The following is a 16,954-nucleotide window of genomic DNA, read 5'->3' as shown; positions in this document are numbered from 1 at the left end:
GAGGCTGCCAGATGATCGCTGATGTCAACGAAACTCCATCTACCCCCAACGTCCGATTAGCCTGCGTCGAGATAAATCGCTTTCGCCGGTTGGGAGCAGTACAGGTCAAAATCGATTCCAAGACCACTATTCTGGTCGGAGCCAACAACAGCGGAAAGACCTCGATCCTACAAGCCTTGCGGAAATTCCTCGCAGATAGTCCGGCCTTCGGTGCGTTTGACCTGAGCATAGATCAGTGGTCAAAGCTACGTAAGCTCGGTGAGGCTTGGGAAGCTCTCGATGAAGCACCCGCTCCCGCTGAGGCTAACCCAGCAGTCTGGGATCAGTATCGCCAAGAACTCCTTGGGTCCATGCCAACACTGGATCTTTGGTTCAATGTTTTACCTGGCGCATACCATATCGTTTGCCCCTTCCTGCCCTCACTCCAGTGGGCTGGTGGACCTGTTGGGATTCGTCTGCGGCTAGAGCCAGCGGCCACCATTGATGACTTACAGAAAATCGCTTGGCGTTATCGTGAGGCCCGTCAGCCAGTCCGCACCCTGGATGTAGCTGCGAGGCCATGGCCAACCGACTTGTTAGATTACTGGCTACGGCATCCCAGCGATTTGAGCCGTGTGGCCTTGTACAGATTAGACCCGGCCAAAGGCCCCTTGTCAGAGAATCCTACAGACAAACCTCAAGAGCTCTCCTCCAATGCAATGCCGACAGATCGCGTGCATCTCGCTCCGCTGATTAGGGTTGACTTCATTGCTGCGCAGCGAGGGCTCGGCTCAGAGGAGGCTGATAGCCGACCCGGCTCCGATCCACACCGAGTCGGCCTGTTCTCAAACCAGATGCTGCGATATGCACGCCGACACCTCAACAGCTCTGCTCCCGGCACAGACCATCACCCGGAACTAGTTTTGGCAGTTGCTAAGGCTCAGAGCGAACTCGATGAGAAAATTCGGACCGCCCTAGAGCCCTCGATCAAGGATGTTAGAAAGCTGGGTTACCCTGGGCTTCATGACCCGCAGGAGATTCACTTCCGCACTCGAATCCAGACAGCAGATCTGCTCGATCACGGCACTGCTGTTCAGTACCGCCTAGATGGCCAACCCAATGAGTTCCTTCCTGAACATGCGATCGGTCTCGGTTACCAGAATCTCCAGTCCCTCAGCTACCAACTGGTGTCCTTCCGTGAGAACCGGCTGAATCCAGAAAAAGGGGCACCTACAGCGGTGCACCTAGTCCTCATAGAGGAACCAGAAGCCCACCTGCATGTGCAGGTTCAACGAATCTTCCCCAAAAGAGCTCTTGAGCTGATCACGCCCAAGCAAGGTAGTGACGCTCACCTATCCAGCCAGATTCTGCTCAGCACCCATGCAAGCCATATGGCCCATGCCGGGAGCTTCACTCGGTTGCGCTATGTTCGTCGTGTCCAGGCCGCTAACCCCGGTGAAATGCCCAGTGCCGAGGTAATCAGCTTGGCGGATGTCTTTGGCGACGACCACAGCACGCGCACGTTTGCGGAGAGATATTTCCAAGTACAACACACCGACTTGCTATTTGCAGATGCGGCAATTTTTGTCGAGGGTACAGCTGAGCGGATGCTCGTACCCTTCTTCATCGAGCGAGACCATAAGGAGCTATCCAGTCGTTATCTATCCTTCCTTGAAGTCGGCGGCAGTCATGCCCATAGGCTCAAACCACTCGTGGAGCGACTGGGAATCCCAACAGTGGTGATCACTGACATTGATCCCGTCAGTGAAGCAAAAAGCGCAAAGGGCAAGGTGATCTGGGTCGCTACGGCGATCTCCGACTCAGCAAAGCTATTGTCTGGGAATGACACCCTCACTAAATGGCATCCTCAGCTCGCGAGCTTCTCGGACTATGCCCAACTCGATCAGGATAAGAAGGTTTGGACTTGCCCCAAGGGGGGTCGTACCCTTTTCGCCTGGCAGGTGCCAGTCCCAGCCGGCGGACCTTGGCCAAGCTCTTTCGAAGACTCCTTCATTCTCAACAATCTCGACTGGTTCAAAACCAAAAGCGACGAAAAGGGTGCCCTAGGAAGAGCTGCTCGCGAAGCAGAGCAGCACTCCGATCCCAAGGTGCTGAATGAGGAGCTTCACAAAATGCTCCGCGGCTCGTTCAATAAAGGTGACTTCGCTGCAACGCTGTTTGAACACCTGTCTTTGGGGGCACAGCTCACGTGCCCGAGCTACATTGCCGATGCACTTGCATGGCTCGAATCGGAGTTGACCCCCACTCCACCAGGAGAGCAACGATGACGCTCAGGGAGGGAAATGATCGTGACGCGGGAGTCGTCGAGGAGATCACTGGCTATCTGACCTCAGCACCATCTCGTAGTTTTTTCCTGTTCGCCGGCGCCGGTTCCGGCAAAACACGAACACTTGTTGAGACCCTGCGCCGCCTTACTGGTGTGGAGCCACACGATTCTGGAGCTCAGTTCGCAGCTCGACTTCAATCTCGTGGGCAGTCTATTCGTATCATCACCTACACCAGAAATGCGGTTGCCGTGATTAACGGCCGGCTTGGCGAAAACGTTCTTACGAAAGTATCCACCATTCACGGTTTCTGCTGGGATCTGATTGCTGGATTCGACGACGACATCCGAGCTGCATTGTTAAGCATTAATACTCAGAATCTTGAGGAGGTAAAACAGACTGCCGCAGGACGAGTAAGGGGACCGACAGCCAAGGATGAGCGCACGATCCAGGAGCTTCAGGATAAAGCAGAAGCTATCAAAACCATTCCCCGGTTTATCTACCACCCAGACCGTAACACTTACGGCGAAGGAGCCCTGCTGCATTCGCAGGTCCTCTCCATAACGGAATGGCTGCTTGCGGAGCGTCCAACTCTAAGACGGGTCTTGGCGGATCAGCATCCTGTGATTCTCATCGACGAGTCCCAAGACACCATGAAAGGGATGCTTGGTGCGCTAATGAAAGTAGCTGAAGAAGCTCCAACAAGGCTGGCTCTAGGGTTCCTCGGCGATCACCGTCAGCGTATTTACGCTGACGGTCACCCAGACTTACCCAGCTTGATTCCTGATACATGGGCTCGCCCTGCTCTGCAGATGAATCACCGCAGCCAGAAGCGGATCGTGGACCTGATCAACCATATCTGGGAAACCGAAATGGACGGCCGGACACAATCGGCGACCGGTGTTAGACAGCATCCGCGAACAGAAAAAACTGCAGGGACAGTACGCATTTTTGTTGGTGATACCAACCTATCCGCTGACGAGAAAATTCGAGGTGAGGCTCTATGTGCTCAGGAAATGGCCACAGTCTCAAACCATCACGAATGGTGTAGTCCGCGTCAGGGTTATCAAGTACTAGCTCTTGAACACAAGCTTGCTGCCCGCCGGGGTAACTTCCTAGATGTCTTCGATGCGCTAATGCTCATAGACCCCGACTCCACTCGCCCTCAAGGAAGCGGCGAAAGCACCGGCCCTGCGGCGGTGCAAATACTGCTGCGCGAAACAATGGCGCTAGCAGCTTGCTTCGATGGCCAACGTGATGTCGATGAGTTCTCCGTCATTGAGGTGCTGCATCGATTTGATCGACTGCGCAATCTATCAACGGACATCGAGATCCAAAAGGAACAGCTTGCAAAGCTGAACGGTGCCGTTAAAGAGTTCGCAACCTTATGCGCCAAACCAGAGTCCACGGTAAGAGAAATTCTTGATCCAATCATCCGCGCTGAACTGTTCAAGTTAGATGATCGCCTTGCAGCGGCCTTTGGAGACACTGAGCCACCTCCGGAAGCACCTGGCCGCGGCGTTACCGAGCCCTCAGAAGACCGAAAAAGACGTGGCTGGCATTCTCTGTTCAAGGCCCGCTGGCATGAAGTTGGACGATACCGGAACTACTTGGAAGGACAGTCCAATCTGTCTACTCATCAGGTAGTGAAAGGCTCCGAGTTTGAGCACGTACTAGTGGTCATGGATGACCAAGAGGCCGGTGGCTTCTTGTTCTCTTATGACAGACTCTTCGGAGCGGAGCGCTTGAGCGATACGGACCTAAGCAACGTAGAGAAGAATAAGGAGACGTCCATTGATCGCACTTTGCGCTTGCTTTACGTCACCTGCAGCCGAGCACGAGAAAGCCTCGCGCTAGTGCTCTGGTCATCAAGTCCTGAGCAAGCGCTTAAGAAAATCAAGGCCGGAGGTTGGTTCGAGGAATCGGAGGTCAAGACAGTTCCTGCTGATCGTTCAGAGAACAGGACGGCAGGACTAGGAGCTGTGGAACGGACGACGCGATCGTCTGTCCTTCATCACTCTTTTTCCGAGCCTGATCGCCAAGGCCTGAGTTATGAACAGGTCTGGCGCGAGCATGATCAAGGGCTGATCAAGTGTTGGGAAAATGGCCGTACCCTCGCCCGTAAAGATCCTGATTTAGCTGAGCGCTGCAAAGCAGGGGCTCTGCCTATTCTCAACTGGAAAGGTGGCGTCTCCCGAGCCCTAAAGAATATGGAGAAGTTCGGCTCGCTGAAGTATCTGGTCCAATGGCAAGGATTACGCGGTGATGACTTGCACATTGATCTGAATGCAGAACTCTCGCTTACCTGCTCCGTAACCGGAATGATTGTAACTTTCACTCCAGACTTGACCAAGCTAGCCAATCAAAAAAGCAGTGAAGAGCGAGAGTCGGCAGAGATTTTAGCTGATTTACTAAAACGATAGAACGCGAGCGAGAGGGGACGACCTCGCAAGCACTGTTGCTGGCTATTGGCGGACAGCCATGGCATGCATCGGTGACGCTGCCTCCGCGGGGTTATTCATTTTTCCGATCACTCGCACTGCTAAGCCCTTGGCCCAAACGTTGAAATTGTCGGATACTGCCATTGCGCCAGCACCCATTTTTCAAGGTTGAAATGACTCATGGCAAGGAAGAAGGCAAAAAGCTCCAGTGGCACCGGCATCCTGATTATTTTTGCGCTGGCCTTCAGTGCAGTCGCTGCGATCCCGAAGAGTGCTTGGATCGCCATTGGTGTCATAGCTTGCATCGGCGCGATTCTATGGCTACTGGTTCATCGCGCAAAGCGACAGCGCGATCCAATCCCAACGTCAGCTTCAGAAGCAACTCAGCTGCAGGAGCCACAACGTACAGGCCTAACGTTCTCTATGCGTGAGGTTTCGACGAGCAATATGGACGTTGAAGAAAGTCCCGAGTTTTATACCGTCCAACTCGGCTCGCGCCCCTCCACCTCCTTTAAAATTCCAGATGCAGGCTCACAGAGGTCTGAGGCCCGCTGGGTGCCGGCAGGCGAGTCTGTCACTGTTTCTGGCTTTTCGCTTCCCGGCGGTATGTTCTATGTCGGGAGTACGCTGGGTGGCCGATACGACGCGCAAGAGCCCTCACTGATCAACCCAAAACTCCGGATTGCCAAGACATACGTCGATATTGAAGAGCAACTGATGTCTTACTGGCCAAGTTTTCATTCTATTACACCGGAGGCTCGGCGCGGATACCTTCAATGGCTTGCAGGTGGGCGTAATGATCCACTGGCAGACACCGGCTACGTCTTTTTGTTTTTCTATGGACTGGAGCGCCGGGTACTCGTTGATAGCGTAGAGAATCCCAAGGTAATTGCTGAGACTCCTTTGATAATCGAAGAAGTCCAGCGCCTATTGAGTATTTATGGGGAAAACCGGTCGTTCAGGGGATATGCGGGCGGCTTACTGGACTACCTGGAAAACACTGCTGTTGACCCAAATCTCTATCTTGGTCAGCCTCCCGAAGCTGCTGCTTTAAGCTACGAAATGCCACTGCCGCTGCGCATAGGTTTGGGGCAACACGCCTCCAACAAGCGTCCACTGGATGCCGATTGGGCGTTGGCATGGGCGCTAGCCGACCCCAACATCGGTAAACGCACCCCGGTGACACGCTGCAAAGAAGTCTTCTCAACACTGTTCAAGCTCAAATACGCAAGCTTCCATCCTGCGGGTCTGATCCTAGCGCAAAACAAGACCAAGCTTAAGACCAGCTACCGCCCAGCATCTGCGGTGTTAAAGGCACCCACGCTAAATCTGGGTGATCTTCCTGACGTCATGGCAACCTCAGGAACACGTAAAAATTTGCAACTGCTTGTCGAGCTATGCACCAGCGAGCTTGAGCCCTACAGCCGTTATTTGGGACGAAACCCTGAAAGCGCAGAAGCCCTTGAGGGCCTCCTGCAGCTTCCAGTCACCCTCTGGCCCGCGGCGGCACGTAGAGAGTTGGACGAGCTGCAATCTAAGATTGGCGACGATCTGATTGTCATGAGCTTTGGCGAACTCGCGGGTCGATTCAAGAGCGCAGGCGCGTTGTCTCGCGACAAGGTACTCGCGCTTGCCCGCGCACTGGAATCGCTTCATATCGGTATGGAACCCGACGTCCTGGCTGGCAGCAGGACACCAAAAGCTGAAGACCGAGTTGCATTGTTCGTGACCCAGCCCGAAGACGGATCACTCCGGGCCTCTGCGGCTTACAACGCTGCATCAGTAACCCTTGACCTGGCCAGTGCAGTGGCATCTGCCGATGGTGACACCTCCAATGAGGAGGTCACACTGCTTGCTCAGCACATCGACTCATGGAGTCACCTGAGCGTTGCCCATCGCAAGCGTCTCAAGGCACATCTGCGAATCCAGCTCCAGCAACCACCAACGCTCGCAAGTCTGAAAAAAAAGCTCGATCCCTTGACCGTCGAAGCAAAGCGCACAATCGCAAGTTTCCTGTCTCACCTGGCGCAAGCCGATGGCACCGTCAGCCCGTCGGAGGTGAAGCTTCTTGAGCGAGTTTATAAGGCGTTGCAACTGGATAGTCAGCTGCTTTACGGCGATCTCCATGGGGCAGCATCCGGAGCAAGTATTGCGTCCGTTAAGCCAGCAACCAGCTATCCCCAATCCGAACCTGGCGCACAGGTCTCCGCAAATGCGAAACAAGGCTTCGTGCTCGATCATGATCGAATTGCGCAGCTGCAACGAGAGACGGCCGAGGTCTCCGCCCTACTTGCCCAGGTATTCACTGATGATCAGATCGAGGAGGCTGAGCAACCCGTTGAAAATACAGAATCGGCGCCGGAGTCGAGCGCTGACGTTGCGGGCCTCGATTTGGAGCACTCTGCATTCCTTCGTTTGTTGATCTCACGTCCTGAGTGGAGCCGTTCCGAACTTGAAGCCGCTGCCAGCGACATGGAACTGATGCTTGATGGTGCCTTGGAACAAATTAACGACATGGCTTTTGAACGTTTCGACATGCCCGTCACTGAGGGTGATGACCCCGTCGAGATCAATACAGACATTCTGGAAGAGTTAGCCCTATGAGCACGATCAGAGCCAAGGATCGCGACGCGGTCATTCAATCGCTGCGCGCCGGCGTTGTTCCTCGCGTCGGCCAACACTTGATTCAGGTGGGCCGGGTGGGCGAACTCGACGCACTGATCAAGGACGTCAGTCGTCTAGTCGATAGTGGCTCAGCCTTTCGGGTTGTGATTGGTGAGTACGGTGCAGGAAAGACGTTCTTTCTGAACTTGGTGCGAGCCATCGCTATGGAGCGAAAACTCGTGACCATGCACGCTGATTTGAACCCTGATCGAAGACTGCATGCCACCGGGGGACAGGCACGCTCGCTTTACTCCGAGCTGGCCAAGAACATGTCGACGCGCACGAAGCCCGACGGCGGGGCCATGCAAGGCATCGTTGAGAAATTCATCTCCCAAGCCAAAACCGAAGCAAAGGCAGCAGGTATTGACAGCGAGGCTGCCATCCGCGCCCATCTGAGCGAGCTGACCGAGATGGTCAATGGATATGATTTCGCCGAAGTGATTGCTGCGTATTGCCGCGGTTTCGAGGAAGACAATGAGCAACTCAAGGCCGACGCGATCCGTTGGTTGCGTGGCGAGTTCACCACCAAGACGGATGCCCGAGCGGCCTTGGGTGTACGGACCATCATCGATGATGCCTCCGTCTACGATCAGCTCAAGCTGCTTTCGAGGTTCGTCAGGCTCGCAGGGTTTGGTGGGCTGATGGTCTGTCTCGACGAGCTGGTTAACCTCTACAAGCTAGCAAACACACAGGCTCGTAACGCCAACTACGAGCAGATTCTGCGCATCCTCAATGACTCGTTGCAGGGGTCGTCTGATGGACTTGGTTTCGTATTGGGTGGCACGCCTGAGTTTTTGATGGACACTCGCCGAGGTCTATTCAGCTACCCTGCCCTGCAATCCCGACTGGCCGAGAACTCGTTTGCCAAAACCGGGCTAGTGGATCTTTCGGGGCCTGTCATCCGTCTCACCAGTCTTACGCCGGAAGACTTCTACGTACTGCTTCAGAAGCTTCGTCACGTATACGCTGGCGGCGATGCTGAAAAATATTTACTGCCTGACGAGGCCCTCCCGCTGTTCATGGCGCACTGCAACCAACGCTTGGGTGAAGCCTACTTCCGTACACCGCGCACCACGATCACAGCATTCATCAACCTGCTGGCCATTCTGGAGCAAAACCCAGGTGCCGATTGGCGGACGCTGCTTGGAGGCGTCGAGGTCGCCAAGGACTTGGGCGGCGAAGACGACACGAAAGTCGACGCGGACGATGAACTTGCCACCTTCACGCTCTGACTCATCGGGTTTCGACCAGCTAGAATCCCGAATCCAGCGATGGATTTGGGCTGAAGGCTGGACTTCCTTGCGCGACGCCCAGGAATGGGCTGTGCCTGTTCTGGTGGATGCCGATCAGGATGTCATCATCGCCGCAGCAACAGCGGCGGGGAAAACCGAGGCCGCCTTCCTTCCCATACTGACGAATTTGCTTAACGACGATGACCCGCCTGGCGCTGTGTTGTATATCAGCCCTCTCAAGGCCTTAATCAACGATCAATGGGACAGGTTAAGCCGCCTCTGTGAGCAGCTTGAGATTCCCGTAGTAGCTTGGCACGGGGATATTTCATCAAGCAAAAAACACCGCTTCCTAAAGTCATCTGAGGGGGTGCTGCTGATCACCCCTGAATCCCTTGAAGCACTGTTCGTCAACCGCGGTTCAAGTCTCGGCGGGGTATTCCAGCACCTGCGCTATATCGTCGTGGACGAACTGCACGCGTTCATCGGTAGCGAACGAGGCAAACAACTTCAGTCACTGATGCATCGGGTAGAACTTGTCACCGGGCACCGTCTCCCTAGGGTAGGGCTGTCAGCGACACTCGGCGATATGAAGATGGCGTCGGAGTTTTTGCGTCCGGGAAATGCCGATGGGGTTACCGTCATTGAGTCAAAAAACTCCAACCAGACACTTCAGGTGCAAGTTCGCGGTTATATCCAGCCGCCAATGAGCGAGCTCAAAAAGAAGCCCGTTGAGCTCTCTGATCAGGAGGGAAATGAAGACGAGACGGAAAACGAGGCAAGCCCTGACTTCGCGATTGCTGATCATCTATACAAGGTGTTACGCGGCAGTAATAACCTGATTTTCCCGAACAGTCGGTCTCAGGTTGAATGTTACGCGGACCAACTGCGTCGCCGTTGCGAGAAAGATAGCGTGCCCAACGAATTCTGGCCTCATCACGGCAGCCTTTCAAAGGATCTGCGGGAGCAAGCTGAGCGTGCGCTCAAGGCGGGCAACCAGGCGGCATCGGCGATTTGCACCACGACGCTTGAACTCGGAATAGACATCGGCAGCATCAAAACAGTGGTGCAGATTGGTGCCCCACCATCGGTGGCGAGTCTGCGACAGCGTTTAGGGCGTTCGGGCAGACGCCCGGGAGAAAAAGCGACACTCCGCGTTTACTGCAAAGAGTCACCACTCACAGATGGGGCTAGCCTATCGGATCAGTTGCGCCAAGGGCTGGTCCAGACCATTGCCATGGTCAGACTGCTGGCCAGGGGATGGTTTGAACCTCCCAGGGCTCAGGGCATTCACGCATCCACCCTTGTTCAGCAATCCCTTTCCATCATTGCCCAGTGTGGCGGCGCATCTGCAGCAGACCTCTGGAAAGTCTTGATTGCAGAGGGGGCGTTTCCGAATGTCGAGAAGTCAGACTTCATGAGGCTGCTCAAGTCCCTGGGTGAGCATGAACTCATTGTTCAAGACAGTTCTGGGTTATTGCTTCCAGGGACGGTTGGAGAGCGACTGATCAACCACTATGAGTTCTACAGCGCATTCACCAGCGATGAAGAATTCCGCTTGGTGTGTGATGGAAAAGCACTCGGATCAGTCCCCGTAAGCCGCCCGTTGACCAAGGATCAACGCATCATCTTTGGAGGCCGGAGATGGCAGGTGCGTGATGTTGATCTCCAGGCCAAGGTCATTATTGTTTCAGCCGCACGCGGTGGTGCCCCTCCTCAGTTCGATGGTTTGGGCGCTATGGTGCATGACACTGTGCGCGAAGAGATGCGCGCAGTCCTGGCAGACACGGCCGCTTGCCCGTTTATCGATCGCGGCGCTCAAGCGTTACTCGATGAAGCTCGAAAGACATTTGTCTCATTGGGTCTTGGCGAGCGTTACCTCATCGAGTCGAGCGGAAAATGTTATTTGATCAGTTGGCTAGGTGATTACGCCAATGATGCGCTACGCCTGCTGCTCAATCATGTGGGCCTTTCTTGTGATAACTCGGGCCTTGCTATAGAGATCGACGCGAACATCGATCAGGCAAAAGCCGCACTCAAGGCCGTGGGTAGTTTGGACCCAAGCGATCTCGATTCGACTCTCGCAGATGTGGAGAACATGCTGCGCGAAAAATGGGATTGGGCGTTGCCAGAGCCGTTGCTCGTGAAGTCTTTCGCTTCAATCTCGCTCGATATTTCTACCGCAGTATTTTTTGCCCAGAGACAGTCCGCGAGCTGAATTTAAGCTAGTTGAGACCTATTGGATTGACGGGCCAGCACAATACAAGCGCTTGATCATTACGTATCACTCTGAAGGAGCAGCGATGTCTTTTGCGAAACGTTCGACCGTTGTAGTGCAGGGCCGCCTAGCCATGCGCCATCAACGTCTGGCCTTGGCCCGAGAAGGCCGCCATGGCGTCCAAGTGATGACTTTTGAGCAGTTGGCGGTTCGACTGGCAGGTGGATTCACCTGCCCGATAGACGACGAAAGCCTGCGCGCGGCCATTCAAATGGCCCTACCCTGTGTAGGCTTGGGTGAACTGGACAGCATCAAAACGCTTCCCGGGATGACTAACGCAGCGACGGAAACATTGCGTAAAGCTTGGTATGCAGGGATCGAGTTTGACACGCGCGCAGCCGAACATCCCCGGTTGGATGCCATCGCTCGCCTGGAAGCAGCGATACTCGATCAACTGCCTGCGGCGGTGCTGCGCCCGCTCGATATCGCTGCCGCCGCCCAGAATCGTATTGCTCATGCCGCAGTAGTCCTCGGCGAGGTGCTTATTGAAGGCTTGAGCGACCTACCTCCCTGCTGGCGGCCGCTACTCATAGCACTGGCCCAAAACGTTTCGGTACAGTGGAACTTCGGTCCGAGGCCAGTGCCCGATTGGTTGGATGGCAGTGCAGTCAGCATTCAACAGGCACCCGCGCAAACACCTGCAATCTGCGCAGTTAGCGCGGCAACGACCTACCACGAGTCCATTGAGGCGATGCGGTGGGTGCGAAAACTGCTCGTATCTGGTGTGCCTCCCTCCGAGATCGCGATCGCCGCCTCGTCCACCACCGAATACGATGAACACTTCCTGGCTTTGCGCGCTGATGCCAACCTCGATCTGCATTTCGTTCACGGAATCAAGACCCTCAGTACTCGTGAAGGCCAAGCAGCGGCTGCATTAGCCGATATCGTGGTTTACGGCCTGTCGCAGTCGCGTGTCCGCCGCCTGGCATCTCTTTGCCGTGATTCGGCAGCCTGGGAATCTCTACCCAAAGGCTGGCAACGCATCCTGCTAAACGACGCGCCACTTCTGAAAGTGAAGTCGTGGGAGCAACTTTTTTCGCGCCTGGAGGCCAGCTCCTGGGTGGATGGTCAGGACCATACGCCTACATTGCGTACCAGTATTGAACTGCTGAGCCAAGGCCCCGAAGCGGCCACGCAGCTCGGGAAAATGTTTCTCAAAGGACGCGCGTTGACCATATGGAATAAGGCGCTTCAGGCCGGGCCGGCGGTGTCCATCGACCAAACCCTGGAAACCTTGAAGCAGGATGATGGGCTAGATGCCTGCATATCGATCGCCTGGATGCCTGCCAGCACCCTAGCTGCGTCGCCACGACGTTACGTACGTTTGATAGGTCTGAACGCGTCCCAGTGGCCGCGTGCTGTGGACGAGGATCGGCTGATCCCGACCCATGTCATTCCCACATCGCTGCTCGATCCACTGTCGCGCAATCTCGCTGATCGTCGAGACTTCGAGATCATCCTGGCCAGCACCGACGGAGAAGTCGTGCTGTCCCGCGCACGCAGAGACAAGGACGGACGTTTGCTAGGACGAAGTCCCCTGCTCGGCTCGCAGCCCGAGGAAGCCTATTTGCGCCGCCACGCCGTACCTGAGCATGCTTACAGCGAGACCGACCGGCTCATGGCGCGCCCGAACGAGCTACAGGCACAACCACAAGCGTTGAGCGCGCAGCGTTGCTGGAACAATTGGAGAAGCACGGCCATTACCGCCCATGACGGCCTTGTTCGGGCCAAGCACCCCTTGATCGATGCGATCCTCGATCGTACCCAATCGGCCAGTTCACTTCGCTATTTGCTTCGCAATCCGATTGGTTTCGTATGGGCCTATGGATTGGGCTGGCGCGCCCCACAAAGCGCTAGCGAGCCTTTGGTGCTCGATGGCGCACAGAACGGCAACCTGGTCCACGAAATTCTCGAGAAGGCCTTGCTCATCATCGAAAAATCAGACGGCCTGGCGAATGCCCCTGAGACCTTGATCGAAACCGCAGTTTCCACCGCGGTGGCTGATGTTGCCACCCAATGGGAAACCGAACACCCAGTGCCTCCCCGAATTATCTGGGAACGTACGCTGGAAGCTGCTCGCACGATGGCAAATTGGGCACTGAGTGAACGCGAAGGAGTGCCGTCGGATTCTCGTGCCTATGCCGAAGTGCCCTTCGGCGGCTCAAGCTCTGAGCCTTCAGTAACATTGCCCTGGAACACCGCCGAATCAGTGCCAATTCCTGGTACGGGGTTCAATATCACCGGCTACATCGATCGACTGGACCTATCCGCTGATGGAGCTAAAGCATTTGTTCGCGACTACAAGACCGGCCGCAAGCCAAAGGATGAAATAGAGCTGGATGGCGGGCGCGAACTGCAGCGCTGCCTTTACTCCTTTGCGGTAAAGGCATTGTTAGGGGATCAGGTTGCGGTGAGCGCTTCACTGCTTTATCCGCGTGATAAGACCAGTCTTCACCTCGCTGACTCGCAAGACGTAATGAACAGACTCACCGACTATCTCCAGGCGGCAAGGACAAGCCTCGTGAGTGGCGTGGCGGTACCGGGCACTGACGCGGGCATCAACTATGACGAGCTCGCGTTCGCATTGCCCGCCAATGCAAGCGCCACTTACTGCAAACGCAAACTACCGGCCGCAACGGAAGCATTGGGCGAAGCCGCCAATATCTGGGAGGAAAAATGATGAGCGCGCTAACCAGGGTTCTCAAGGATGACAATGCGCGCTGGCAGGCGATAAGCCAGCACGATCGCTCGTTTTTAGTGGAGGCCGGAGCAGGCTCCGGCAAGACTGCTGTTATGGCCGGGCGCATCGCGCTGATGCTGGCCGATGGCATTCGTCCGAGCAATATTGCTGCGGTGACCTTCACCGAGCTCGCCGCCAGCGAGCTGCTGGTGCGCGTACGCAACTTCGTTTCCGAGCTTTGTTCCAGTGTCATCTCAGCCGAACTTCGCGTTGCGCTCCCCAATGGGTTGTCCGAGGCACAGCTCGAAAACCTTCACTCCGCCCGCGCCGCAATTGATGAAATCACATGCTCAACAATTCATGGCTTCTGCCAGCGCTTGATCAAACCCTACCCGGTTGAAGCTAACCTCGATCCGGGCGCTGTTGTCATGGACGCCCAAGCGGCTGAACGTACATTCAATGGGATCGTAGATGACTGGCTGCGAGAGACGCTGAATACCAACAGAAGCAGCGTTATCGCCGAGATGGTGATGCATAGCCCTGATGAGACCCTGACACTCATCCACCTTGTCGCCGACAAACTGCGCCAGCACCGTGGGGTTTCGGCTCCCGCTGCGGCCCCTATCCAGCTCGCTCAAATAGCACTCCAACGCGCAGCCGCCAACTTTGTAGCCTTCACCAGCAGTGCGAGTGCGCATGAACCTGAAACTGTGATTAAAGCCTCACAATTGGCTGAGCTTGCAGCCGAACTAAGCGCAGGCGCATCACTGGAGACGTCTACGGGGACGGTTCGGGCTTTGGCGCTACGACCCCACCAGGAACTTTGTACCCAAGCGGGTGATTTCAAAGCCTATAAATTCAAAGGAAAATGGGAGACAGCTGCCAAGCTGGCAGGCTTGTCGAAGGCAGAGGGTGCTCAGCTCAACGATCAGGCACAAGCTCACTATGAGGCGTGCCGCCAAGCATGGACTGAGGTACAGCAATCGGCTGCTGCTCAAGCCTTGGCAGCCGTGATCGAAGAAACTCAACAGGCCGTAGATAAATACGGTGAGTACAAGCGTTCCACTGCGAGGCTTGATTACGACGATCTGATCTACACGGCGCGCGATTTGTTGCGCGATCATCCCGAGGTGTGCAGTGCATTAGGGCAACGCTTTGTACATGTACTGGTCGACGAATTCCAGGACACCGATCAGCTTCAGGCGGAGATCTTCTGGCGGCTTTGTGGATCGCCAGGCAGTACGCCTGACGACTGGACAACGTTCCAGATCCGCCCTGGCGCGCTCTTTCTGGTGGGGGACCCCAAGCAGGCCATCTATCGATTCCGCGGCGCCGATGTCAGCGCCTATGTGCAGGCTCGCGAGGCATTCAAGGAGCAGGCCCCAGACAGCCTACTCGCTATCAGCACCAACTTCCGCTCATGCTCGTCGATCCTCACTTACGTCAACGAGCGCTTCCAGGGCATCTTATCGTCACCCGGGCAACCCGGCTTCACCGCGCTTGAGGCTTTTCATGGCGAGCGTGACACGCCCTGCGTTGCTGCACTGAATATTGCTGCTGCAGATGCCGACGGCAAGTCCAGCTCTGAACAACAACGCGATGCAGAAGCCGAAGCCGTCGCCGATCTCTGTGCGCGCCTGATCGGTAGCCAACCAGTCGCAGACCGCAATGGGACCGCAACCCGCCCCTGCCAGCCTGGAGACATCGCTCTCCTCGCGCCCACCGGGACTGACCTGTGGCGTTACGAACAAGCGTTAGAGCAGCGTGGGATACCGGTGGCTACCCAGGCTGGCAAAGGACTCTATCGGCGTCAAGAAATTCAAGATTTGATCGCGATAACCCGAGTGCTGGCCGACCGGCGCGATACGCTAGCACTCGGCTCACTGCTGCGTGGCCCGCTGGTCGGGTTGAGCGAGGAAGAACTTCTGGATGTGGTGTGGACGCTGCCACGAAATGCAGATACACCAGAGCGACTTCCCTCCCTGGATCTGAGCACTGGGAGCGCAGACGTCACTCATCCACTGGCCCGTGAGATTATCGAAAAGCTGCAATCACTCAATCGGCGAGCGAATTCAACCACTCCCCATGCACTGTTATCCCAGGCGGTGGATATGCTGCAGGTGCGCCCGTTGCTATTGCAGCGCCATGGGGGCCAAGCCGAACGAGCCCTGGCCAATATTGATCTTTATTTAAACTTTTCGACTACCTATGCAGGTGCCGGCTTGCGCGCCTTCTCTGAAGCGATGACCGCAGCCTGGGAAGATGAGACCCGGGCCGTGGAAGGCCGCCCAGATGCCCAGGAAGAAGCAGTTGCGCTGGTGACGATGCACGCCGCAAAAGGCTTGGAGTGGCCCATTGTAATTCCCATCAACACAATGACCCAGATCATGTCGGCAAGCGGTGCCGTAGTTGATCGACATAGCGACACCCTCTATTGCAAGGTGCTGAAAATTGCGCCGGCGGGTTATGAAGCGGCTATGGATAAAGAGAAAGAGGAACTTGAACGCGAGCGTATCCGACTGTGGTACGTAGCGGCGACGCGTGCTCGAGAATTGCTGGTACTTACGCGTCACGACACTGTTCCTTCGAAATCTGCATGGGCCAGCCTGCTCGACCTGGACCTAGCGAACCTTCCGGAACCTCACCTCGCGGATTGGCCAGCGCATGTCGTTGTTACGAATGGGCTAGACAGCAACTACCAGACGCGCGAAAGGTTTGCTAGGGAAGCTGAAGCCATTGCTGCGAGCCAGCCGCAGCTGTGTTGGCTTGCACCGAGTCGCAATGAAGGCACCGGTGGAGCTGTACTTGAAGAGGAAACGATAGAAATTTGGACAAGCACCTCCGATGATCAAACGCACGATTTGGAAACGTTGCCACAGGTGCAAGGCGGCCGCGAACGTGGGCTTATTCTGCACAAGCTTATGGAGGAAGTGCTGACTGGCGAAACCGATGCGCAGTTGGTGTCGCTCATTGATCGCGCTCGTGAACTGATCCTGGCACTTGGACAGACGCCTGTCGCCGACCCAGCTACAGGTCTTGCCGCGGAGGAGCTGGCTAGTTGTGTAACCAGGACGCTGGAACTACCCGAGGTCGCCGCTCTGCGGAAATTTCTACTTCCAGAATTCGTGGTCTATTCCGCGAAGGCCGAAGACGGGCAGGAAACTGCTACCGTCGGTATCGCTGACGCGCTGACATTTACGGAGTCTGGATTACCGGACGTCATAGTGGACTGGAAAAGTGATGTAGACCCTGCGCCTGCTGCGCTCAAGCACTATCAGGAACAGGTACAGACCTACCTTGATATTACCCATGCCATGCGCGGAATGATCGTATTCATGAGTACAGGCCGTGTCGTTGAGGTACGGCCCACAAAGGCTCTTGTGGATTCAATCGTGTAA

At 55.8% G+C, this 16,954-nt stretch carries 7 protein-coding genes and 1 pseudogene; all 8 read left to right on the top strand.

Going from position 1 to position 16,954, the window contains the following annotated elements; all coding sequences use genetic code 11:
• The first annotated feature begins 11 nt into the window (after window positions 1–11).
• The 8 genes and pseudogenes from AC1RPZ_RS10585 to AC1RPZ_RS10550 all read left to right on the top strand — a co-directional run bounded on the left by AC1RPZ_RS10585 (window position 12) and on the right by AC1RPZ_RS10550 (window position 16,954).
• Entirely contained in the window at window positions 12–2,267 is a 2,256-nt protein-coding gene (locus AC1RPZ_RS10585; protein WP_493136982.1) for an AAA family ATPase, read from the top strand.
• A pseudogene (locus AC1RPZ_RS10580) lies at window positions 2,219–3,004 on the top strand (UvrD-helicase domain-containing protein); the annotation flags it as partial. The gene AC1RPZ_RS10585 and the pseudogene AC1RPZ_RS10580, both read left to right, overlap by 49 nt.
• Window positions 3,005–4,246: 1,242 nt before the next feature.
• A complete protein-coding gene (locus AC1RPZ_RS10575) occupies window positions 4,247–4,687 on the top strand; it encodes a hypothetical protein (protein ID WP_493137158.1) in 441 nt (146 codons plus the stop codon).
• Window positions 4,688–4,885: 198 nt separating this feature from the next.
• Window positions 4,886–7,309, top strand: coding sequence for a tellurite resistance TerB family protein (locus AC1RPZ_RS10570; protein ID WP_493136981.1), 2,424 nt, complete (start codon window positions 4,886–4,888; stop codon window positions 7,307–7,309).
• Window positions 7,306–8,601 carry an ATP-binding protein gene (locus AC1RPZ_RS10565; protein ID WP_493136980.1) on the top strand — a complete coding sequence of 432 codons (1,296 nt, stop codon included), beginning with the start codon at window positions 7,306–7,308 and terminating at the stop codon, window positions 8,599–8,601. Before AC1RPZ_RS10570 ends, AC1RPZ_RS10565 begins: the two co-directional genes overlap by 4 nt.
• Window positions 8,602–8,644: 43 nt before the next feature.
• Entirely contained in the window at window positions 8,645–10,816 is a 2,172-nt protein-coding gene (locus AC1RPZ_RS10560) for a DEAD/DEAH box helicase (RefSeq protein WP_493137157.1), read from the top strand.
• An 85-nt stretch (window positions 10,817–10,901) separates the two neighbouring features.
• Entirely contained in the window at window positions 10,902–13,556 is a 2,655-nt protein-coding gene (locus AC1RPZ_RS10555; RefSeq protein WP_493136979.1) for a PD-(D/E)XK nuclease family protein, read from the top strand.
• On the top strand, window positions 13,556–16,954 hold the full coding sequence (locus AC1RPZ_RS10550) for a UvrD-helicase domain-containing protein (protein ID WP_493136978.1): 3,399 nt from the start codon (window positions 13,556–13,558) through the stop codon (window positions 16,952–16,954). Before AC1RPZ_RS10555 ends, AC1RPZ_RS10550 begins: the two co-directional genes overlap by 1 nt.

It is taken from the genome of Pseudomonas sp. GW822-FHT02D10 (genome assembly GCF_058802345.1).
This window is presented reverse-complemented; position numbering and strand designations above follow the sequence as displayed.